The organism is Kocuria sp. CPCC 204721, from assembly GCF_040980945.1.
Classification (GTDB): Bacteria; Actinomycetota; Actinomycetes; order Actinomycetales; family Micrococcaceae; genus Kocuria; species Kocuria marina.
Window position 1 is genome coordinate 1 of record NZ_JAVKPO010000002.1, and the last position, 20,526, is coordinate 20,526.

The following is a 20,526-nucleotide window of genomic DNA, read 5'->3' on the forward strand; positions in this document are numbered from 1 at the left end:
TGGATTCAGCACCCCCATCCTGGAGGCCTCGACCCCTACCCGACCCCCGTGACACGCACCCCGCTTGGGCCCTTACCCACACTCATCTGTGAAGGGCCCGATATCCAGGCGTCGCGACACCGCCGGATGCATTGTGCACTCGGACCGCGGGAGCCAGTTCAGGTCACGAAAATTCGTGCACGCCCCGAACCGTCATCACCTCATCGGATCGATGAGTCAGGTCGGTGCCGCCGGGGACAACGCCGCAATGGGGTCCTTCTTCGCGCTGCTCCAGAAGAACGTCTTGGACCGCAAGCGCTGGAGGATGAGAGAGGAGCTCCGCATCGGGATCATCACCTGGATCGAGCGCACCTATCATCGACGCCGCCGACAGGCCCGCCTGGGCCGATTGACCCCCATCGAATACGAGACCATCATGAACCCGGCCGCGAGCCTCGTGGCCTGACACCCCAACTGTCACCTAATCGTGCGGCAGTCCCAAACGCGTGGTTGAGAAGACCAAGCGCGCCACAACCATGGAGGATCGCTTTTGGATTGGGAACGTCCTGGGCAAGGTCCTTCAGCGCTGCCGTAAGCGAGGCCTGCCAGCACTTCCTTCTCTGGTGGTGCAGGCTGACACGGGGATGGTCGGCATGGGGTTCAATTACTGGCTCGAGTTGACAGGGCAGCCACAACAGGAAGACCAGCATGCATTGGATGCCTTCGCGGCTGAAGAGCGGTTCAAGTGCTATCAAAAACATGCACTCAAAATTCCGGCAGATGCAAAGGCCGGGTTCACACCGTTGTACTGGGATAAGCAGAGCCGGACCCGACGGCCCACGTTGCACCAAACACCGGAGGCCGGCGCGCAGTGCGCGAGTTGCGGGACAAACCTACCTTTGACAGGGCATTGCGATAGCTGCGACTGATGACCGAATTGCACATTGGCGCGTCGACTAGGTGGCACTCTGGATGGCATGAGTCGTCGAAGCCCACCTGTTCACGCTCGTTCGAGTCCAGGGCTTCGACCGCACTGCCACGACAATTGATCGCCTTGTCGCGCAAGGATGTCTGCTACTCAACGTAGGCCGACTCGGCCATCTCCTCGTCAATGCTCACGCGAAGAGCCAACTCCGTGCCATCTGTGTGTGTGTCCGCTGTGCTGGCGGTCGTCGTGGTGGTGCCCCCGAGCGTGACAGTGATTCGCCGCGCAAGGGCTGCACGGCGCTCAGTGAAGAAATCATTGAACTCCTTCACGTTGGTGGGCAACGGCGGAAGGTCATTGCGGTCAAGGTACGCCTGGTACTGGTCGGGCATGAAAGCCGCAGACGCCCACTCGGCTGGTGGCGTGCTGGACTTCCCCATATTCTCCGACCCTTCGAGCAGCTGGAGGTTGGGGAGCTGATCCCGCTTCATCTGGAGCTCGCTAGCGGTGTCACCATCAATACCCGCCTGCTTCAGCTTCGGTCGAGACAGCAGGGCCTGCGGGAACACATGGTCGACGTGGTGAATGTTGCGCGTGTTCACGTGCGGGAAAAGGATGGCCAGGACGGCGAAAGTACGGGGTGCACCGTAGGACAAGTTCAGGATGTCCTCGACCTGTTCGGAGGTGATGGCAAGTGACTTGCCACGTGCGGCCATGCGCTTTTCGATTTCGCCAACCGGAAAGCCGTCCGTGCCGTGATCGTTGATCGTCTGACGCAAGTCCCGCAGCAATGAGTCGAGGCCAGAGCCCCATACGCCAGAGACGATCAGTGACCGCAGGGTCCACGAACGTAGCCGCTCACGGTCGGCGGCGTCGCCGACGGACTCGCGGTACTTCTGCGTGAGGCCGCGTCGGCGGACGTAATAGGCGATCGGTATGAGCACGCTGCCAGCGGTTAGCGTGGAATGAGACAGGCCGAAGTCGCTGAGGAGACCCACAGCAACCTTGAGGGAGTCGCTGATCGTGTCCCAGTCGCGGTCGAGGGTGGCCATGTTCTCGGCGGTGAAGTTCTTGACCTTGAAGCCGATGTCCCCGATGCCCGCCAGCATGAGCCCGGACTTCAGTACGACATCCTGCGTGAACCCGAACCCTTGTCCGGTGGAGTTCAGTTCGTCCACGAGCCCGTGGATTGCACTGCGGGCGTCACGTTCTTTCCATTGGGCTGTGGCGACTGACAGCAAGAGGTCACTGTACGAGAGGACAGTGCCCGCGGAGTTCACGCGAATGAAAATATCGAGCACCCGCTCGACGTCCTGGTCCGTCTCCTCGTAGAAGTGCACGGCCGAGGCGCTGTGGATCGCCTTCCAGAGCTGGCTAAGCATGCTGCGGGCCGCGCGTTCATTGGCAAGCCCGGCGTCGCCGGCGAGATCCCACAGGTCGCCAAGATCGTCGGTCTCGTAGACCCGGTGCACCGGAAACCAATACCGTGCCTGCTCAGTGCTTGCCGCAGCGAGTTGGTCGTCGGTGAGGAAGCGGAAGTCATAGCGCAGGCCCGCTTCGTTCTGTTCCGCTTCGCCCTGCACGTTCAGGTAAAGCTTGCGGGCGGGATAATTCTGGGGGTTGTTGCTCCGTGTGTACTTTTTCTTGTGGGCGTAGGTTCCGCGCAGGCCGATGTTCAGCGACGTCAGCCGCTGCTGGCCATCGAGAACCGCAGTGATTGCCTGGCCGGGGGCCAGATCAAGCGTCGGGTTATGCCGTCCATTAAACTCGTTGTAGTCCCTGAGGAACCCATAGAACCGGAACTTTTTCCCTGTTTCGGGCTCGACCTTCCACGACAGGAAGCTGCCAATCGGGTACCCGCGCATGATCGAGTCGAACAGGACGACTACCTGCGACGGCTTCCAGACGTACTCCCGTTGTATTGCGGGCAGGATCAACTCGCCCTTCTGGATGCGCAGCAGCGTGTCAGCGATCGTCATCGGGGGCAGGTATCCCATGCATCAATACCTTACTGTCGTATCGCTATCGCCTCGTGTAGCCCCGACGTGGCGTCCACTTAAGTCATGTCCTTTAAATCGGCAACGGTCCAAATCGGCGGAACCTCTAAGTAGATGGGGTTCCTGAATGTTGCCATGACTGCGCTCCTTATTGGCGGGGGACTCCGCATGTAGCACGGGGGCGGACGCCAGGATTCGGAGGTAACCCTCGAAGTCACCATGTCATGGGGTAGGTCGCCAGTTCTCACCGTCATACCACCAAGGGAACGCCACGATGGGGTCGAATCCGTTGGCGCCCTCAAGCCCGTACCACCCAACCTTCTCGGCGACACGGTAGGCAGGGCTGTGTGCGGCGACCTGCCCGTCGATCCACTGGAGGCATCCGATGATGTTATTAGCCCTGTCGGCGACCTCCAGCGAGCCGCCGTCCAGGGTCAGTCCAGCCGATGAGTGCAGTCGGCCTTGAATCACGGGCAGCACGTTGACCCCATGGTTGCGCAACACCTGTAACTCTCCGGGAGGAACGGGCGTTACGGGCTGGAGACCCGTTAGGGAGGGCCTGAGCTTGGAGTGCTGCGGCCAATTGGTGGTGATGATTTCAGCCACCTGTTCCTTGGCCCAGTCGCCGTGGCCAAAGATGCCTACCATGAGGACTTCCTCGGAGCTCACGGCCGCGAACACCAGTGGTCCTTTACGGGCTATGTACTCCGGCTCCTTTGGGTCGGGCTCGGTGCCGAGGTGGAGGTGGTACACGCCCCAGTCGTAGAGCATGGCATCGAGCTCCATGCGACGCTTTCGACTCTGCTTCGGCGTGTCGTTGTCGCGATGCAGCACGATCTTGTTTGCCTTCTTACTGAGGTAGGGCAGCACATCCGCGCCCTCCTGCAGCCTGCGGCCAATCTCCGTCACGGCCTCTATATGCTCGACCATCTCTGGCTGGGACTGCATGTATTCGGAGACATGAACTTGCCTTGGGCGCGGCGGGATGAGGCAGATCCGCCAGTTCATGACCGCCATGAGGAGTCGCGAGAGGTCGAACTCCTCTACCGCCTGATGGTCGTACCCCCCGCCCGGTTGCTGCTCCTGCAGCTTGCGTCGCAGGTCGTGCTCGAACAGGTTGAGGGCGGAACGACTGCTCATGCTGGGGCTTCTTCCTGTCTCAAGAATCGAACGAAGTCCAGATAAGACAGTAGCCCCGAAGGACGCACTCCTGAGCAACGCGGCGCCCCCGACCTCTCCCGAGTGGGGCGCTTTGTCGTGGGGCGAGTCGGACGCTACAGCTGGCCAGCGTTCATCCAGGCTGTCACGGCTGGGGTGACAAGCTCTGGGATCGTCTCCGCCGCGTACGGGAGGATGCTGGGGGCGGCGCAGGCCACGACGACGAGGGTAGCGATGCGGAACAGCTCCCGCTTGAGGCTGCGGCGCTGTGTGTGCGGGGACATGACTTCCTCTTAGTAGACGATATCCGAATGGTAGCTAATGCAAACCGCCAGCTAAGGGCTGGTGGAAGTGTCCGCATGTGGGAAGACCTGGACTACGTGGATGCCGAGACGAACGCTCGCCGTCGTGCCGTGCCTGGCTATCACTGCTTATTAGGCGGTCCGGAGCTCACCGATCTCGGGTCAGCGGTGGCCGCGGCGGTGATTCTTCCTACGGTGGCGCCGACGACGGGGCCCGTTCTTCTGCAACAGGTTTGGCCGGCTCTCCGGGTACACCTCTAGGTAAGTGATGATTTCGGCGGCCAGTAGTCCGATGGGCGTTGCGAAGTCGTCGACCTTCTTCTCGCCGTCGGTCCACGGGCCGATGACCGCGCACAGCCACACGACGACCATCAAGAGCTTCACAAGCTTCTTGTGGCCCATCTTTGCCTGCGTGGCAAGCCGCCTGGCATCGGCCTTGATGCTTCGGCGCATCTGCTTGTCGGAGCGGAACATGCGCTCGATGTCATGCCAGGCCTGCTCCATGGTCTGCTCGTCCGGGAAGAGCTCCACGGGTTCGGCGGTATTTAGATCCGCGAGGGTTTCCTCGCGCTCCGCGGCCTCCTCCAGCTGTCGCACCATGTCGCTGATGATCTGGTTCAGGGCGGGGGCGGTTGCCAGGAACTGTGAGGCAGTCGGGGCCGTGGTCTGCGTGATCATCCGCTGAATGCTGGGGAGTTCGAAGTGAGGCAGCACAGGAGCGGTGAATGCTTTCGGGATGCTGGTGGCGCCAGAGCTGGCCAGGATGGACCTGGTCAAGCTCGTCGCTGCCGGGACCGTGATCGCACGGTATTGAGCCGCCAAGGCATTGATGGTAGGCATCGTGACGCGCCGTTGCTGCTCCTCGAAAGCCTTCAGCACAGGGGAGGTTAGCGACCTCTGTAACGCGGAGACCGCAGCAGAGCCGCCCATGGTCTGCGAAATGAGCGTCTTCTGCATGAGCTGCATGGTCCTCATCAGATCCTTGGCTATCCCTAGGTCGTAGCTGGCAACATGGCGGGACGCGGTGTTCTTCTGAGGCAAGGCGGATCTCCTCGGTGCAGTGTGGCTGGGGCCTCCATCATTGCCCATTGCCTCGACGTCTCCGGACGATCCTCCGGACGGAGGATTCCTGTGGGTGTGCCCGGCCGCCACAGCTACCGCCACGTTGTTGACGTGGCGGTAGCCTAGGTCGCGGCGTTGAGGTAGCGGTAGACGCTGGGGCGGGAGGCGCTGAGGAGCTTGCCGATTTCGGTGATGGACAGGTCCTGGGCTTTGTAGCGGGCAGCGTCCTGCACCTTGGGGTCGCCTGCGGTGACGGGGGCCCGCCGCCAACCCTCCCGTGCGCCGAGGCGGCCTCCAAATCGGCGCGGGTGCGCTCGGATAGCGGGTCGCGCTCCAGCTGGGCGAATGCGACCATGATCGTCAGCATGGCCTTGCCCATGGCGCCGGTGGTGGTGAGGCCCTCGGTGAGGGAGCGGAACTGCACGCCGCGGTCCGGGTGGTCACCGATAAGGGCGCCAACTATCGGGCCAAGGACTTCACCCGTTGCGTGGAGGCCCTGGCCGGCCGGCACCAGAGGATCCACCCGTACACCCCGCGCCACAACGGGAAGGTGGAGCGGTACAACCGGCTGCTGGCCGACGAGGTGCTCTACGCCCGCCCCTACGCCACCGAGCAGGCCCGCCGGGACGCGATCGGGGTGTGGGTCAACCACTTTAACTATCATCTGCCGCATACCGCCTGCGGCGATCAGCCCCCGGCCTCACGCACTCCGGCCCGTGCCAATAACGTCATGCCCTCTTACAGCTAGAGGGCCCCCTCGCTGATGTCATCAACGCCTACGCGGACTTCTTAGCGCTCTTCGGCGGCGGGTTCAAGGAGTTCGTGGCCTTCTTCCTTTTCCAAGACCTCGTGACGGACGACTACGAGAAGGTTCAGTTCTACCTGCCGTTGGAAGAATTCCAGCGTCCCGGTACACCGACCACAACCGAGGAGTACGTGACGTACCGGGAAGCCACGCTGAAGTTCATCGAAAGGCGGACCCGCCGGATGGCCGAGTGGGTCATGGAAAACCATCCCAAGATTGAGGTCCGCCAGTAGCGCCTCAGTTGCACTCGTGGCCTCGCCCATGGAGGGCTCGGATGCTGGGGGAACGGCCCGAGCTGACCGGGGATAGGGCGTCCTCGTGGAGGAAATGCCTCCTGTTCCCCTTGATGCGCAGGCCACTGCACCCGCTGCTGGAGGTTCGTCTCTCACGCTGGGGCACGTGCTCTCGGGGCTAGAGAAAGCTGTGGCTCGCCGGTATGACTACAGGACATTCACATCATTCGGCACTCGTTCCGCCCGGGCGATCCCGAGAACCTACAGGGGCCGGAAAACCTGGCTGAGGAGCGAGTGCTCGCGCCCACACGAGAGAGCAGGAGCTCTCGCCTCGGCGGTTCCCCGAGACATCCCCGCGGACCGTACCCATGCTCATTCGTGAAGGACCCCTATGGTGGGGGTGCATCTGGGAAGGAATCAAGACGTGACTGCCGATAGCAATGCGCCCGTGCCCATGTGGACACTGGCTACGGAGGAAGTAAGCGTCCCGAATGTGATAGGCGATGAGGGCCTGACACTCGCCCGCCTCGCAGAGCTGCGAACGGTTCTGGTAACACTGGCAGCGGCTCCGATCGCGACGTTGGAAGCGCACCCGATTCCGGCCAATCGTGAGCGGAAGGGCGGTATTGCGCTGCATGCAGCGAGTCCGCTCTCACAGCAGTTGTCGCAGCTCGTCACTCAAACGGCCAAGGCAGCACCGCCGACGCAATACCTAGCCGATACCGGTGACGTGCTCTACCGCATGGTGGTACCGGCAAAGGTCGCCGCACAGGTCGGCAAAGGCCTTGTGAAGCCAATGGCGGCCAAGGCGCATGCGGGTGGGATTCACGGCGCCCTGGTCGGCCCTGCCGGCATCGCAGCGCAGGCCACCTTCGTTCCCGTCGCCGGTAAGGCGGCAGTTGCGGGAGCGGCGTCCGGCTCGGCCGCCACCGCTGGTGCGGCAGCCGCCAGCGCCGGGGCGTTGACGGTGACCGCCCCACTGGTGCTCATGGCCGTGGCAGTCAGTGTCAGCGCTCATGCCAAGCACCAGCGCAAGCAATCGATCGAACGGATCACTGATCTGCTGGAGCAACTGCATGAGGACAAGCTCGAGAACGAACGCAATGAGCTCGACGGTTGCCGTGACGCTATCGACAAGGCCACTTCAATCCTCCTGGACGAGAGCCGCCTCGGCCTGTCCTTGGGCCTGGACTCCGCCGCGCACGCCATCGACACGTCTATTGTTCGGACTCGTAGCCGGCTGACCAAGTGGCAAAACGCGCTGGCTGCGCTCCCGGAGGGTTCGGTTGAACTTGGAGCCCTCACTAGTGCCTTCCCCGGTATCACGGAGGAAGGCGGCACCTTCCGTGCCCACCTCGAGCTTGCGAGGCTCGCGATCGCCCTGAAGCGCCGGGTGCTGGTTCTGCAGGCCGTGGAACATGCGCAGCTGGAGGGGACGAGCCGTCCATTCGAGACCTTCGTCCGCGCGTTGCAGGCCGACGAGCGTCGTATTGACGAATTGGAAAAAGGGATCGAATCAGTTCTTCTTCGGCTGTAGACTCTGGAACTGAAGCGTCGCGGTGGCTTCCGGAGCATCATGTACACCCCAGGAGAGGTGGACAAACTGCTCAAGGCTGCGTATCGCCTTCGCGCCCTGGGCGATGGCCTCATTGCGGGGACCCACCACACAGACGTTGCGATTGAGATTGAACGCAGCAGCGACGGCTCGCTCGTAGTATTTCCCGGTGTCCCTGCTTGACTATCCTCGAGGGCAGCAAAAAACAGTTTGACGGCGCGTGTCTCAGCAAACAGTCCTGCGCTGAGACGGCGTTGGGGTGTCAACCAGTCCTTGCCTCGTGATAGCCGGGTACATGTCAGAATGCAAGAAATGCTCAGATAGCTCGGCGAAGCTACGAGCCTGTTGAGGGGTGACAGGCCTGGATTCTCGGGTCTCTTACATTTGAGCAATTGCTCAGATAGGAAGGCATCTCACAGTCACTGAGCGCCCCCCTCCCGGAGGGCGTTCCGAGGCCCGGATCCGCACGGTGTATGCGGGCCCGGGCCTCGTCGCATGCCGTGGTGGGTGGGCGATCCGCGGGTGTGGTGGGCGTGGACTGTGATGGGTGAACATCTGTGCCGCGAAACGACCACTTTTACCCCCGATTTCGGTGCATATCGGAGCACAGATGTTGTGCAGTGCGCTCGCCGCGGGGCAAGGGGGGCGTGTTGGGCGGGAGTGTGCGGGAAACAAGGCCGTGGAATGGGCCGTGGAATGAAGAGCGGGTGGCGCGCGGGTGCGTCCCCCAATGTGCGGCTGTCATCACGTGGCCGCCGTTCCTAGGCTGGAGCCGCAAGGGGAGAGGTTTCCCGCCAACCCTCAGGCGTTCCGGGGGGAACGCCGGGTTGGTGGGGGCACGATCGACAACCGTGAAGAACTGCACAGTCATGCACTCGCCACGGGAGATCTTCGTAGGGGGCTTGAACGTGATGCGCGCAAAATCGTCCGTCAAATCAGTGCTCTCGGTCGCCGAGCTGGGCACGCTCAACCAGCTCATGCGCGGAGCCGGCACAGTGGAACCGTTCGAACGTGAACTGGTGTCCCGCGTGTTCGTGGGTGCTCGTGCGTGGCTGCAGGAACAGGAAGAGGGCGCGGAACTCACCCGTGACCAGCGCAAACGGTGGAACGCCGCCGTGCGCTACGTCAATCGCTACGTCTCGCGCGGCGGTGTGGCCATGTCGTGGCGGGTGCTGCGTTCCTTGGGCAACTCCACGGATCTGCTCGCGAACCACCACGTGCTCAAGACCGCGATGGTAGCTGCCGCCGCTCACGGTCCGGTCACCGCGGCCGAGGAGAGCCGCATGGCCACTGCGCTCATCACCCCGCCCCGTCCGGCCGCGCGGTTGACCACCTCCGCGGCGTGATGCTCCACACGTCGTCGACGTAGCGCGCGCCACGTCCGGCCGGGTGAGCGAGGAGTTGCGGGGAACGGACCCGCCCGTGCCGCCGCGTCCGGGTTCCGAGCGGGCCCCGCTGCACTAGAGTTGGCGCCAGCATGAAACTCATACGTCAGCGCGAGTCCCTGGGCGCCGAACAGGACTACCGCCGCGCCCTGTCCATCCTCGACGCCGCGCGCGGTGGCGCCACCGAACCCGTGCTGCGCGTGTACCAACCGCGGCCCACGGTGGCCTTCGGTCGCCGCGACGAACTCAACCCCGGGTTCCCCCGGGCCCGTCAGGCCGCGCTCGACGCCGCGTTCACCCCGCTCGTGCGCCGCGTGGGTGGCCGTGCGGCCGCGTACCACGGGGGTTGCTTGGTCATCGATCACGTGGAACCGGATCCGGATCCTAAGACGGGTATCCAGGACCGGTACCGCCTGTTCGGGGACATGGTGGTCGCAGCGCTCGAGGAACTCGAGATCCCGGCCCAGGTGGGAGAGATCCCGGGGGAGTACTGCGCGGGGGAGTACAGCGTGCACGCACCGGGGACAGCGGCGGATCCGAACCAACCGGTCAAACTCGCCGGTACCGCGCAGCGTGTCGTGGCCGGGGCGTGGTACTTCTCCACGGTGCTCGTGATCGAGGTAGCCGAGCCGTTGCGTAGCGTCCTGGAGGACGTGTATTCGTGCCTGGGTGTGTCGTGGGAACCGGCCACCGCCGGGTGCGTCGCGGACGTCCGACCGGGCACCACGGTCGCCGAGGTCGAGGCCGCGCTCATGAGCGTGTACGACCGATACTCGTCCTACATGGGGTACGGCCCCGTGAGCGGATCGCGGTAGGACCGACAACCCGTCGCGGGAGGAGAGCACCATGTGCGGTCGTTATGTGATCGCCCGGACCCCGGGCCAGCTTGCACTGCCCTTCGACGCGCAGGTCGACGACTCGATTGCCGGGGGCGTGGAACCCAACTGGAACGTGGCTCCCACGCACACGGTCCCGATCCTGCTCGAGCGGCTCTCACCGGACGGTCAGCTGCTCCCGGAGATCCACGCCGCGCGCTGGGGCCTCGTGCCCTCGTGGGCCAAGGAGCTGTCGATCGGGTCCAAGATGTTCAACGCCCGCTCGGAGACCGTGACCGAGAAACCGTCCTTCCGGGCCGCGGTCAAAGCCCGGCGCTGCGCGATCCCCGCGGACGGCTATTACGAGTGGAAGGCCCCGGAGTCCGGGCGCGGGAAGAAGCAACCGTACTTCGTGCACCCCGAGGACGGTTCCCCGATCTGGTTCGCCGGGATCTACGAGTGGTGGCACGTTCCCGACGACGCCGCAGACCTCGCGCGCGCCGAGCAGACCCGGCCGGGCAAGAACGCGCAGGACGACGCGGGCCGGTGGTTGCTCTCGTGTTCGATCCTCACGCGGGAGGCCCCGGACGCGCACGACGAGAACTCGCACCTCGCCGCGCTGGGAGCCCTGCACAACCGGTTGCCCATGGGCATGACCGAAGCGTTCGCGCGCGAATGGATCACCCCGGACAAGGACCACGCCCCGGAACTGGTGGACCGCGCGGTGGCCAGCGCGTTGGAGGTCGCCGCGCAGTGGCGCATGCATGCCGTGAGCACGGACGTGGGGTCGGTGAAGTCCCAGGGGGAGTACCTGGTGGAACCCCTGCAGACCCTGCTGTAACCGCAGCCGGGGGCGTGTCACAACCCCGGTGAATGTCCTCGGTGCGGCCCGCCGCACCGCAAGACCTCGGCCCTCTGCCTATGGTGGAGACGGTGCGCCGACGCACCACACACCGACGATAACCGGGGGTAGACATGGTTGAACTGGGCAACACCCTGACCGATGACACGCGCTGGCTGATCGACTTCGTCCGCTCGGCCGGAGCCGGCGTGCTCGCGAGCAACAGCGGCACGGGATATCCCGAATCCGCGTACGTCCACGTGGCTGCCACGGACGACGGACACATCGTCTTCGGGACCAACACCAAGTCCCGGAAGTTCTCCAACATCACGTCCGACCCGCGCGTGTCCATGGTCGTGATGCGCGACGGCACGCACGAGGTGCAGCTCGAGGGAGAGGCCAGGGTCCTCGAAGGGGCCGACGCCGCTCCGGCCGGTCAGACGCTTGCGGCACAGCACCCGGGTGCGACCGACACGAACGATCCCGAGAACCTGCGGGTCCTGGACATCACGGTGCGTTGGGCCACGCGCACGGACGCATCCCAGGTCCCGCCGCGCAGCGACGAGCTCACGCTGCGCTGACGGGTTGCTGCCACGCTGACGGGTTCGCGCCTCGCTGTCGAACGACGGCGCGGGCGCGTCACGGAGGGGCGCCGGTGCGCTCGGCGGACGCCGATTCGTTCCACGACATGCAGTGCATCCATCCGCAGCAGGAGACCCGGGTCGCCTCAGGCGATCCGGGTCTCTTGCATCCGGTTCAGAACGGTTCGGTTCTAGGCGGGTCGGTCTGGGACGGCTCGGTTCCGGGCAGCTGCGTCCCGAACAGCCGCAGCACCGTCAGAGTTCGTCCTGCTCCGGGATCCATCGGTTGAAGTCGAGCGTGAGGTAGAGCGCGAGCGCCGCGGAGTTGTCCTCCGGGATCCGCACGCACACCTCGTGGTAGCCGTTCTCGTGCAGGGACGTCATGACCTGGCGCACGAGCTGCTCCGCCAAGCCGCGCCGGCGGTGCGAGGACGCCGTGAAAAGTTCGAACAGGTACGGCACGTCCGGCAGGTGCGGGTCATCGCGGCGCTCGAGCACGATGGCCGCGGCCACGGGGTTGCCGTCCTCGTCCTCGATCACCTGCGACTGTTCCTGCAGGAACGGGCCGAACTCACCCCGGAACGCGTCCCGGACCGTGGTCTCCGCGTCCTCCTGCGTGCCCACGGTCCCGGAGCCGTAGGCCTCCCGGAGCAACCGGGCGAGCGCGGCGGTGTCCTCGTCCGTCACGGAACGGCTCGTGGCCGTGAGCTCCCGGGGGGTCAGCTCGGTCCGCGCGATCAGCGTGATGGTTCCAGTCATCATGGCCTCCCATGGGTCATCGGTGCACACGGTAGTTCTTGCCCCTCAGGGTAACCGAGAAGACCCCGGTTTCCACGGGCGTACTACGGTGGAGGGGCAGGCCCGTCCGAGCCCCGGCCCACGGCACCGCGGTGGGCGCGAGCGGCGTCGTCGTCCCAAGCGGGGACCGCAGCCCGGAGGCCACCGTCCGGCGTTAGTGAGGAGAGCGAGAACCATGACCGAGAACCCCCAGACCGATTCCACACCGGAGGGCGAGACCGCCCGGATCTGCCGCGAGTTGATCCGCTTCGACACGAGCAACTACGCGAGTGGCGAGGCCAAGGGAGAGCGTGCGGCGGCTGAGTACGTGGCCGAGCTGATCCACGAGGTGGGCCTCGAAGCCCAGTACTTCGAGTCCGCCCCGGGCCGCGCGAACGTGTTCACCCGTATCGAGGGCAAGGACCCGAGCGCGGACGCGCTGCTCGTGCACGGCCACCTGGACGTGGTCCCCGCCGCGGCGCAGGACTGGTCCTTGGACCCGTTCGCGGGGGAGGTGCGGGACGGGATGATCTGGGGACGCGGCGCGGTGGACATGAAGGACATGGACGCCATGATGCTCTCGGTGCTGCGCCACATGCGCCGCACGGGAACCGTGCCCGAGCGGGACATCGTCTTCGGGTTCTTCGCGGACGAGGAAGCCGGGATGCGCTACGGCTCCAAGTGGATGGTGAGCGAACATCCCGAGGTCTTCGACGGTGTCACGGACGCACTGAGCGAGGTGGGCGGGTTCTCCGCGAACATCGGCGGCAAGCGGGCCTACCTGCTGCAGACCGCGGAGAAGGGCCTGCTGTGGTTGAAGCTCATCGCACAGGGCCAGGCCGGGCACGGCTCCGGGCTGCACGAGGACAACGCCGTGACGCACCTGTCCCGCGCCATGGCGAACATCGGGCAGTACACGTGGCCCGTGGAACTGACCAAGACCACCCGCGCGTTCCTGGACGAGGTCACCGAGCTGACCGGCGTGGAGTTCGATCCGGAGAACCCGCAGCGGCTGTTGCGCGAACTGGGGGATGTGGCCCGGTTCGTGGGGGCGACCCTGCAGAACACCTCGAACCCCACGATGCTCGACGGCGGGTACAAGACGAACGTGATCCCCGGGACCGCGCAGGGCACCGTGGACGTGCGGTTCCTGCCGGATCAGCGTGATCTGGTGATGGAGAAGCTCCAGGAGCTCGCGGGTGACAAGGTGCGCTTCGAGGCCGAGTTCGAGGACATCGGGCTGGAGGTACCGTTCTCGGGCAACGTGGTGGACGCCATGGTGGACGCGCTGCAGGCCGAGGACCCCGACGCCGTGGTGCTGCCCTACATGCTCGGCGCGGGCACCGACAACAAGTCCCTGGCCACGCTCGGGATCACCGGCTACGGATTCGTCCCGCTGCAGCTGCCTCCGGAACTGGACTTCACGGGCATGTTCCACGGCGTGGACGAGCGCGTGCCCGTGGCCTCGCTCGAGTTCGGTTCGCGTGTGCTGGACCGCTTGCTGCGCACGTACTGAGCCCCCCGCGCTCGCCGGCCCGAACAACGTCGGCCCCGCGTCGTACTGCCAAGTCCTCGCGACCTCGTGCACGCCCCGCGCGACGCCGGCCCGTCCCGCGTTCCGCCCCATTCCACTGGCCTGACCACCGAAGGAGCCCCCATGACCGCCGTGACCGAACTGCTATCCGACGAGCTGCTCGCCGAGATCAGGGACCGCGCCGCCGCGACCGACCGCGACAATGCGTTCTTCGCCGAGGACTTCGATGCGCTGCGCGAGATCGGCTACCTGCGGATGCTCGTCCCGCGCGAGTTCGGCGGGCTGGGCTTCACGCTCGAGCAGGCCGCGCAGGCGCAGCGCCGCCTCGCCACGGCCGCACCGGCCACCGCGCTGGGGATCAACATGCACCACGTGATCGTGGGGATCGGCCACACCCTCCACCTGCGCGGGGACGATCGCGCGCAGCGGATCTTCCTCGACGCCGTGGCCGGGGAGGTCTTCGCGTTCGGGATCTCCGAGGCGGGCAACGATTCCGTCCTCTTCGACGCGACCACGAGCGCCGAGCCCGTGGCCGAGGGCTGGCGCCTGCACGGCACCAAGATCTTCACGTCCCTGTCCCCGCGCTGGACGCGCCTGCTCGTCCACGCCCGGGTCTCCGGGGACGACGACGCCGCACCCCTCGTCTTCGGGTTCCTCACTCGGGAGGACCACGGGTCCCCGGCGGAGGGGGTCACGGTGCGCGAGGACTGGGACGCGCTCGGGATGCGGGCCTCGCAGTCGTGCACCACGGTGCTGGACGGTGCGCTGCTGCGCACCGAGGACGTGCTCACCAGGACCCCTGCCGCACCCAACCCGGACCCCGTGGCGTGGGGGATCTTCGGGTGCTTCGAACTGTTGCTCGCGGCGGTGTACACGGGGATCGCCGACCGCGCGATCGACGTGGCCGTGGAGATCACGACCACGAGGCGATCCCTGGCCAAGGACGCCCCGTACTCGGACGACCCGGACATCCGCCGGCACGTGGCCGGGGCCGGTGTGCTACGGGACGGGGTGGAACTGCAACTGCGGCAGTTGTGCGCGGACGTGGACGCCCTGGGCTCGGACCGGGAGCCGGCGCACGGGCCGCGGTGGTTCATCCTGTTCTCCGGGGTCAAGCACCGGGCCACGGAAGCCGCGCGCGCCGTGGTGGACCTGGCGCTGCGGGCGTCCGGGGGAGCGCAGTACCGGCGCGGTTCCGAGCTCGAGCGGCTCTACCGGGACGTGCTGGCGGGGATGTACCACCCCTCGGACGAGGAATCCGTCCACGCGGCCACGGCGAAATCCCTGCTGGGACCCGTCTCCTCCTGAGCGGATCCCGGGCTCAGAACGTGCGGTCCACCCGCATGATCCGCCGGCGCAGTACATAGCGGCGTTGGCCCCCGTAGAGCACCGCCGAGCGCATGAGTTCCCACTTGCCGTACTCGGTGTGTTCCCGCACCCGGCTGCGTGCCTCGGCGGGTTTCTCCCGCGGCGCCACCGTGAGCGAGAGGTACTCGTACCGGTCGTCGCGCCCGGTCATGGTGGGGTGACCGGATACCGAACTGTGCTTCAGACGTTGTTCTTTCATTGCTCCCATTCTGCTCCGATAACGGCTAACGTCTACACCATGAGCACCGATCCCCGCGCCGCGCTGCAAGCGCTCGTCAACGCCCTCGAAGAACACCTCGCCGCCGCGGCGAACCGCCGTTCGGACGACGATCCCACGGTGGACGGAGCCTACCTGGCCATCGCCAACACCTTCGAAGCCTACGAGGAAGCCCTCTACGACGCCTACGACGAGGTCACCCCGCTCACCGTCTTCGCCGAGGAGGACGACTCCGACGACGACCTCGACTACGACGACGATGATGACGACGACGACGATGATGACGACGATCTTCTCGAGGACAACGAGATGATGGACGAGGATCTCATCGACGAGGACGACTATGACGATGACGATGACGAGAACGAGGACCGTGATTCCTCGAACGGACGCCGTTCCGGGCGCTGACCCGGGGGATCGGATCACGTGAGCTGCGAAGGCCTCCGCCGCGGGCGGGGGCCTTCGTGCGTGTCCAGCGGCTTCCCAGGACGGGCCGGGAAGCACCTCGGAGGGGGTGCCGTACAGTTGTCGCGTGAACTGGATCGAAGCGATAATCCTGGGCCTCGTACAGGGGCTGACCGAATTCCTGCCGGTGTCCTCCTCCGCCCATTTGCGGATCGTGGGCGAGTTCCTGCCCAACGGGGCGGACCCCGGGGCCACCTTCACCGCGATCACCCAGCTGGGCACCGAGACCGCCGTGATCATCTTCTTCTGGCGGGACATCGTGCGCATCATCACGAAGTGGGCGCTGTCGTTGAGCGGCCGCGTGGACCGCAAGGACCCGGACGCCCGCATGGGGTGGTTCATCATCCTGGGTTCACTGCCCATCGCCGTACTCGGTCTGTTGCTGCAGGACTACATCGAGACCCAGTTCCGCTCGCTGTGGATCACCGCGACCATGCTGATCGTCTTCGGTCTGTTCCTGGCGATCGCGGACTACATGGGCAAGCAGGAGCGTCACCTGGAGGACCTGACCGTCAAGCACGCCGTGGGCTTCGGTTTCGCCCAGGCGCTGGCACTGGTGCCCGGTGTCTCCCGCTCGGGTGGCACGATCACCGCGGGTCTGCTCATGGGCTACACCCGCGCGGCCGCGGCACGCTACGCGTTCCTGCTGGCCATTCCCGCGGTGTTCGCCTCCGGCCTGTACCAGCTGTACAAGGCGGTCAGCGGCGCTGAACCCGGCGGGGTCTACTCCCTGGGCCAGACCGCGGTGGCAACCTTGATCGCGTTCGGCGTGGGTTACCTGATCATCGGGTGGTTCATGCACTACATCTCGGAACGCAGTTACAACCTGTTCGTGTGGTACCGCATCCTGCTGGGTGCCGCGCTGTTCGTGATGCTCGGAACGGGGCTCATCAGCGCCTGATCAGCACCGCCCTCGACCCGTGACGTGCGCGTTCGCGGTCACCAGGGAATAGCGGCCCCGGTGCGCCCGTTGCGTTCGAGGGAGTCCAAGAATCGTCCAAGCGAAGGTGAACATGAAGCGTTGGTCCAGCCGTCCGGTTCCGCAACTGCCCGGGACCTCGCCCGCACCCCTCGTGCACGACACAAGCACGGGGGAGCTCGAACGGCTGGAACCGCGTGAGGGCCGGGCGGGACTGTACGTGTGCGGGATCACCCCGTACGACGCCACGCACATGGGCCACGCCGCGACGTACGTGAACTTCGACCTGCTCAACCGGGTGTGGCGGGACGCCGGCTTCCCCGTGGACTACGTCCAGAACGTCACCGACGTGGACGACCCCCTGCTCGAGCGGGCGAACGACACCGGCGTGGACTGGCGCGAGCTCGCCGAGGAACAGACGGAGTTGTTCCGCACCGACATGGCGGCCCTGAACGTGCTGGCCCCCGATCACTACGTGGGGGCCACCGAGGCCGTCGAGTGGATCGTGCCCGCCGTCGAACGCCTCGTGGAACGCGGGCTCGCGTACCGCGTCCCGGAGGGCACCGGCCAGGACGGGCGCTCGGAGCCCGCGGGGGACGTCTACTTCGACGTCGACGCCGCCGGGCGGTTGCGCGCCGACGACCCCGACGCATGGGTGATCGGCTCCACGTGTCGCCTGGACCGGGAGCGCATGCTGCCCCTCTTGGCGGATCACGGCGGCGACCCCGAACGCACGGGCAAGCGTGATCCGCTGGACCCGCTGTTGTGGCGCGTCAAGCGCGAGGACGAACCGTTCTGGAACGGTGGTGCGTCATTGGGTGAGGGCCGCCCCGGATGGCACATCGAGTGCAGCGTCATCGCGCTGCAGTACCTGCCCGCGCCGTTCACCGTGCAGGGCGGAGGCTCGGACCTCGCATTCCCGCACCACGATATGGGCGCAGGCCACTCGTACGCGCTGTCCGGTGAGCCCATGGCCGAGCACTTCGTCCACACCGCGATGGTGGGGCTGGACGGCGAGAAGATGTCCAAGTCCAAGGGCAACCTGGTGCTCGTCTCGACCCTGCGCCGGGAGGGAGTGGATCCCGCCGCGATCCGCCTGGCGATCCTCGCCAACCACTACCGTACGGACTGGTTCTGGACGGACGACCTGCTCGAGCAGGCGAAGCGTCGCCTCGCCACGTGGCGTGAGGCCGCCGTCAAACCCGAAACGGCCGGGGCGGACTCCCTGCTCGAGGCCGTGCGCGCGGCCCTCGGTCAGGACCTCAACGCTCCCGCGGCACTGATCGCGGTGGACGCGTGGGCCGCACGCAACCTGGGCGGTGCCGCCGCGCGTGGTGCGGGGGCGTCGGCCGAGGACGCCGCGCTGGCGCGCGCCACGGTCGAGGCGTTGCTCGGCATCGAACTCTGAGCGCCCCGCCTCCGACGGACCCGCGCGGTCAGCCGCGGTCGTCGCGGCGGCGCAGGTAACGCTCGAACTCGCGGGCGATCGCGTCCCCGGTGGCCTCCGGGAGGTCCACGGTGTCCTTGGCCTCCTCGAGCTGGCGCACGTAGTCCGCGACCTCCGGATCCTCGGAGGCGAGCTCGTCCACGCCGCGTTCCCACGCCTCGGCGTCCTCGACCACGGGTTCGAGCGGCAGGGCCATGCCCAGCAGGTCCTCGAGGCGGCGCGCGAGCGCGAGCTGCGCCTTGGGAGAGGGCGACTGCGCCACATAGTGCGGGACGGCGGCCCACATGCTCAGCGTGGGGAAGCCCGCGAGCGCGGCCATGTGGGAGAGCACCCCCACGATCCCGGTGGGTCCCTCGTACTGGGGGGCATCGATGTCCAGTTCCTCGCGCAGCTCCTCGGTGTCCGAGGTCAGGGTCACGGGGATCGGGCGGGTGTGGGGGACGTCCGCGAGCAGCGAGCCGAGCATGATGACGAAGTCCACGTCCAGGGCCGCGGCCTGCTCGAGCAGTTCGGCGGTGAACGCGCGCCACCGGTAGGACGGCTCCCAGCCGTGCAGCAGCACGACGTCCAGGTTGGTCCCGGGCACCGACGCCTTGGACAACCGCGTGGTGGGCCAGTGCAGTTTCTGCTCCCCGGTCAGGGGCCGGCGGATCACGGGACGGGAGTACTGGTAGTCGTAGTAGTCGTCCGAGGCGACCTCGAACACGTCCTTCGCGTTGAGCTGCTCGCGGATGAGCTTGAGGGTGTCCGTGGCGGCGTCGCCGGCGTCGTTCCAGCCCTCGAACGCGGCGATGAGCACCGTGACGGTCTCCTGGTCCGCACCGTCACGCACGACCCCGAAAGGTCCGATACCGGGTTGCTCCGAATTATTGTCCAACGTGGTCACCGTCCCACTGTACGGCCCATGCGGGTGTTCCACGAGCCGATCCCCAGCGCGGTACCGGCGGGCGCACCTACCATGTTCAGCATGCCCCTTCCCCGGTTCCGCCAGCCCTCCGACGACCGCGCCGCACCGGCCCCCGCCGGCCCCCGACCCCGCGGCGTGCGGCTGGGTCTGCTGCTGGGCGTGGAGCTGTTGCTGGACCGTTCGTGGTTCCTCATCGCGGGGCTGACCCTGGTGATGTACGGGCCCGTGCTGTGGCGGTTGTACCCCGAGCTCGGCTGGCTCAACCTACTCCTGGCCCTGGGCTTCGCGGTGGGCCTGGCCCTGAGCGTGCTGGTGCACGAACTCGCCCACGCGCTCGCGGGTCGCGCGGCCGGGTGGCCAGTGACCCGGATCGTGCTGACCCTCATGGGTGGGCACACGGCGTTCGGCAGCGTGCGCACCACGCCGCTGCCCACCGCGCTCGTGTCCCTGGCCGGACCGCTGAGCAACGTGGTGCTCGCCGCGCTGGGCACCGGTGTTCTCTTCGTGACCGCGGACAGCCTCGCGGGCCCGGGGTGGGCGCTCGTCCAGTTGCTGATCCTGGCCAACTGGATCCTGGGGTTGTTCAACCTGCTGCCCGGACTGCCGCTCGACGGCGGGCGCGTGGTGGAGGCGATCGTGTGGGCACTGACCCGCTCGGAGGCCAAGGGCACGACCGTGGCCGCGTGGTGCGGGCGCGGGATCGCGATCCTCACGGTCGCGTGGTTGCTGTGGGCGCAGGTATGGCGCCAACCGGTGGTGCTCGTGATCACGCTGCTCGTGGCCGGGTTCATCTTCATGGGCGCGGGGCAGGCGCTGCGCCAGGCACGCGTTCTGGGCGTGCTCGACGCCGTGCGGGCCGGGGGTGTCGCGCGTCCCGCGATGGAGTTCTCCCCGACTACGCCCCTGGCCCTCGTGGACGCCACCGTCATGGCCGCCACGGGGGACGATTACCGGGGATGGACCCCGGACGTTGTCGTCCGTGACCGCGGTGCCGTGGGCCTGCTGGACCCCGAGCTCGCCGAACGGGTGGCACTGGCACACCGCGGCGTCGTCGCCGTGGGGGACGTAGCCGAATGGCACCCCGCGGATACCACCGTGGACCCGGGCACCCCCGGCGGCGAACTGGCCCGCGTGCTGGAGTCCGGGCGCCGCGCCTGGGTGTGCGTCGTGGACGGCGCCGGTCACGTCACGGGCGTGGTGCACCACGAGGACCTCGCACGCTTGGCCCTGCGCGCCTGATCGCTCCATGAGCGC

The 20,526-nt window shown here is 66.5% G+C and carries 20 protein-coding genes and 3 pseudogenes; 15 read left to right on the forward strand and 8 right to left on the reverse strand.

Translation table 11 applies throughout. The features are described 5' to 3' along the window. Positions 1-130: 130 nt before the first annotated feature. A pseudogene (locus RF637_RS02695) lies at positions 131-445 on the forward strand (IS3 family transposase); the annotation flags it as partial. Positions 446-485: 40 nt separating this feature from the next. Then, the gene (locus tag RF637_RS02700) at positions 486-908 is read left to right on the forward strand and encodes a hypothetical protein (RefSeq protein WP_368844091.1); all 423 of its coding nucleotides are present in this window, start codon (positions 486-488) and stop codon (positions 906-908) included. Positions 909-1,053: 145 nt separating this feature from the next. Here RF637_RS02700 and RF637_RS02705 read toward each other — a convergent pair whose 3' ends face one another. The 5 genes and pseudogenes from RF637_RS02705 to RF637_RS02725 all read right to left on the reverse strand — a co-directional run. Continuing rightward, on the reverse strand, positions 1,054-2,901 hold the full coding sequence (locus RF637_RS02705) for a DUF262 domain-containing protein (RefSeq protein WP_368844092.1): 1,848 nt from the start codon (positions 2,899-2,901) through the stop codon (positions 1,054-1,056). Positions 2,902-3,123: 222 nt separating this feature from the next. Beyond that, entirely contained in the window at positions 3,124-4,041 is a 918-nt protein-coding gene (locus tag RF637_RS02710; RefSeq protein ID WP_368844093.1) for a hypothetical protein, read from the reverse strand. Between the two features lie 134 nt (positions 4,042-4,175). Continuing rightward, positions 4,176-4,343: a hypothetical protein gene (locus tag RF637_RS02715; protein WP_368844094.1), complete on the reverse strand. Its 168-nt coding sequence runs from the start codon at positions 4,341-4,343 to the stop codon at positions 4,176-4,178. Positions 4,344-4,523: 180 nt separating this feature from the next. Further along, complete coding sequence (locus RF637_RS02720; protein WP_368844095.1) at positions 4,524-5,402, reverse strand: hypothetical protein; 879 nt, start codon at positions 5,400-5,402, stop codon at positions 4,524-4,526. Between the two features lie 352 nt (positions 5,403-5,754). Beyond that, positions 5,755-5,802 (reverse strand): annotated as a pseudogene (locus RF637_RS02725) (hypothetical protein); the annotation flags it as partial. Positions 5,803-5,856: 54 nt separating this feature from the next. Between RF637_RS02725 and RF637_RS02730 the strand changes: the two are divergent. From RF637_RS02730 to RF637_RS02760, 7 genes and pseudogenes are all read left to right on the forward strand, one after another. Further along, positions 5,857-6,171 (forward strand): annotated as a pseudogene (locus tag RF637_RS02730) (integrase core domain-containing protein); the annotation flags it as partial. Positions 6,172-6,245: 74 nt separating this feature from the next. Beyond that, positions 6,246-6,461, forward strand: a complete 216-nt coding sequence (locus RF637_RS02735; protein ID WP_368844096.1) for a hypothetical protein — start codon at positions 6,246-6,248, stop codon at positions 6,459-6,461. A gap of 424 nt (positions 6,462-6,885) precedes the next feature. Next, complete coding sequence (locus tag RF637_RS02740) at positions 6,886-7,998, forward strand: hypothetical protein (RefSeq protein WP_368844097.1); 1,113 nt, start codon at positions 6,886-6,888, stop codon at positions 7,996-7,998. A gap of 929 nt (positions 7,999-8,927) precedes the next feature. Continuing rightward, entirely contained in the window at positions 8,928-9,362 is a 435-nt protein-coding gene (locus tag RF637_RS02745; protein WP_207387829.1) for a hypothetical protein, read from the forward strand. A gap of 131 nt (positions 9,363-9,493) precedes the next feature. Continuing rightward, complete coding sequence (locus RF637_RS02750; RefSeq protein WP_064846977.1) at positions 9,494-10,216, forward strand: lipoate--protein ligase family protein; 723 nt, start codon at positions 9,494-9,496, stop codon at positions 10,214-10,216. Positions 10,217-10,247: 31 nt separating this feature from the next. Next, the gene (locus RF637_RS02755) at positions 10,248-11,057 is read left to right on the forward strand and encodes an SOS response-associated peptidase (RefSeq protein WP_368844098.1); all 810 of its coding nucleotides are present in this window, start codon (positions 10,248-10,250) and stop codon (positions 11,055-11,057) included. Between the two features lie 134 nt (positions 11,058-11,191). Continuing rightward, complete coding sequence (locus RF637_RS02760; RefSeq protein ID WP_098055514.1) at positions 11,192-11,638, forward strand: pyridoxamine 5'-phosphate oxidase family protein; 447 nt, start codon at positions 11,192-11,194, stop codon at positions 11,636-11,638. A 255-nt stretch (positions 11,639-11,893) separates the two neighbouring features. On the opposite strand, the gene RF637_RS02765 is transcribed toward RF637_RS02760, so the two are convergent. Further along, the gene (locus RF637_RS02765) at positions 11,894-12,400 is read right to left on the reverse strand and encodes a GNAT family N-acetyltransferase (protein WP_231885618.1); all 507 of its coding nucleotides are present in this window, start codon (positions 12,398-12,400) and stop codon (positions 11,894-11,896) included. Between the two features lie 211 nt (positions 12,401-12,611). Between RF637_RS02765 and RF637_RS02770 the strand changes: the two genes are divergently transcribed. After that, a complete protein-coding gene (locus RF637_RS02770; protein ID WP_144996796.1) occupies positions 12,612-13,931 on the forward strand; it encodes a M20/M25/M40 family metallo-hydrolase in 1,320 nt (439 codons plus the stop codon). A gap of 141 nt (positions 13,932-14,072) precedes the next feature. Next, entirely contained in the window at positions 14,073-15,257 is a 1,185-nt protein-coding gene (locus RF637_RS02775) for an acyl-CoA dehydrogenase family protein (RefSeq protein WP_368844099.1), read from the forward strand. Between the two features lie 13 nt (positions 15,258-15,270). Here RF637_RS02775 and RF637_RS02780 read toward each other — a convergent pair whose 3' ends face one another. Next, positions 15,271-15,468: a DUF5703 family protein gene (locus tag RF637_RS02780; RefSeq protein ID WP_094067061.1), complete on the reverse strand. Its 198-nt coding sequence runs from the start codon at positions 15,466-15,468 to the stop codon at positions 15,271-15,273. A gap of 87 nt (positions 15,469-15,555) precedes the next feature. Between RF637_RS02780 and RF637_RS02785 the strand changes: the two genes are divergently transcribed. The 3 genes from RF637_RS02785 to mshC all read left to right on the forward strand — a co-directional run bounded on the left by RF637_RS02785 (position 15,556) and on the right by mshC (position 18,326). After that, positions 15,556-15,942, forward strand: a complete 387-nt coding sequence (locus RF637_RS02785) for a primosomal protein (RefSeq protein ID WP_368844100.1) — start codon at positions 15,556-15,558, stop codon at positions 15,940-15,942. 124 nt (positions 15,943-16,066) lie between these two features. Continuing rightward, the gene (locus RF637_RS02790; protein ID WP_131333006.1) at positions 16,067-16,900 is read left to right on the forward strand and encodes an undecaprenyl-diphosphate phosphatase; all 834 of its coding nucleotides are present in this window, start codon (positions 16,067-16,069) and stop codon (positions 16,898-16,900) included. 112 nt (positions 16,901-17,012) lie between these two features. After that, positions 17,013-18,326 (forward strand): cysteine--1-D-myo-inosityl 2-amino-2-deoxy-alpha-D-glucopyranoside ligase, encoded by a 1,314-nt coding sequence (gene mshC, locus RF637_RS02795; protein WP_368844101.1) that lies wholly within the window; start codon positions 17,013-17,015, stop codon positions 18,324-18,326. 28 nt (positions 18,327-18,354) lie between these two features. On the opposite strand, the gene RF637_RS02800 is transcribed toward mshC, so the two are convergent. After that, a complete protein-coding gene (locus tag RF637_RS02800) occupies positions 18,355-19,251 on the reverse strand; it encodes a PAC2 family protein (RefSeq protein ID WP_064846984.1) in 897 nt (298 codons plus the stop codon). Between the two features lie 81 nt (positions 19,252-19,332). On the opposite strand from RF637_RS02800, the gene RF637_RS02805 reads away from it, so the two are divergent. Then, positions 19,333-20,511 carry a site-2 protease family protein gene (locus tag RF637_RS02805; protein WP_240918840.1) on the forward strand — a complete coding sequence of 393 codons (1,179 nt, stop codon included), beginning with the start codon at positions 19,333-19,335 and terminating at the stop codon, positions 20,509-20,511. The last annotated feature ends 15 nt before the right edge of the window (positions 20,512-20,526 follow it).

What these genes read in the sequence shown, in the direction of transcription:
- RF637_RS02705 (WP_368844092.1), bottom strand. Translation starts at nt 2,901, where the DNA reads ATGGGATACCTGCCCCCGATGACGATCGCTGACACGCTGCTGCGCATC.
- RF637_RS02710 (WP_368844093.1), bottom strand. Translation starts at nt 4,041, where the DNA reads ATGAGCAGTCGTTCCGCCCTCAACCTGTTCGAGCACGACCTGCGACGC.
- RF637_RS02715 (WP_368844094.1), bottom strand. Translation starts at nt 4,343, where the DNA reads ATGTCCCCGCACACACAGCGCCGCAGCCTCAAGCGGGAGCTGTTCCGC.
- RF637_RS02745 (WP_207387829.1), top strand. Translation starts at nt 8,928, where the DNA reads ATGCGCGCAAAATCGTCCGTCAAATCAGTGCTCTCGGTCGCCGAGCTG.
- RF637_RS02750 (WP_064846977.1), top strand. Translation starts at nt 9,494, where the DNA reads ATGAAACTCATACGTCAGCGCGAGTCCCTGGGCGCCGAACAGGACTAC.
- RF637_RS02755 (WP_368844098.1), top strand. Translation starts at nt 10,248, where the DNA reads ATGTGCGGTCGTTATGTGATCGCCCGGACCCCGGGCCAGCTTGCACTG.
- RF637_RS02760 (WP_098055514.1), top strand. Translation starts at nt 11,192, where the DNA reads ATGGTTGAACTGGGCAACACCCTGACCGATGACACGCGCTGGCTGATC.
- RF637_RS02765 (WP_231885618.1), bottom strand. Translation starts at nt 12,400, where the DNA reads ATGATGACTGGAACCATCACGCTGATCGCGCGGACCGAGCTGACCCCC.
- RF637_RS02770 (WP_144996796.1), top strand. Translation starts at nt 12,612, where the DNA reads ATGACCGAGAACCCCCAGACCGATTCCACACCGGAGGGCGAGACCGCC.
- RF637_RS02775 (WP_368844099.1), top strand. Translation starts at nt 14,073, where the DNA reads ATGACCGCCGTGACCGAACTGCTATCCGACGAGCTGCTCGCCGAGATC.
- RF637_RS02780 (WP_094067061.1), bottom strand. Translation starts at nt 15,468, where the DNA reads ATGACCGGGCGCGACGACCGGTACGAGTACCTCTCGCTCACGGTGGCG.
- RF637_RS02785 (WP_368844100.1), top strand. Translation starts at nt 15,556, where the DNA reads ATGAGCACCGATCCCCGCGCCGCGCTGCAAGCGCTCGTCAACGCCCTC.
- mshC (WP_368844101.1), top strand. Translation starts at nt 17,013, where the DNA reads ATGAAGCGTTGGTCCAGCCGTCCGGTTCCGCAACTGCCCGGGACCTCG.
- RF637_RS02805 (WP_240918840.1), top strand. Translation starts at nt 19,333, where the DNA reads ATGCCCCTTCCCCGGTTCCGCCAGCCCTCCGACGACCGCGCCGCACCG.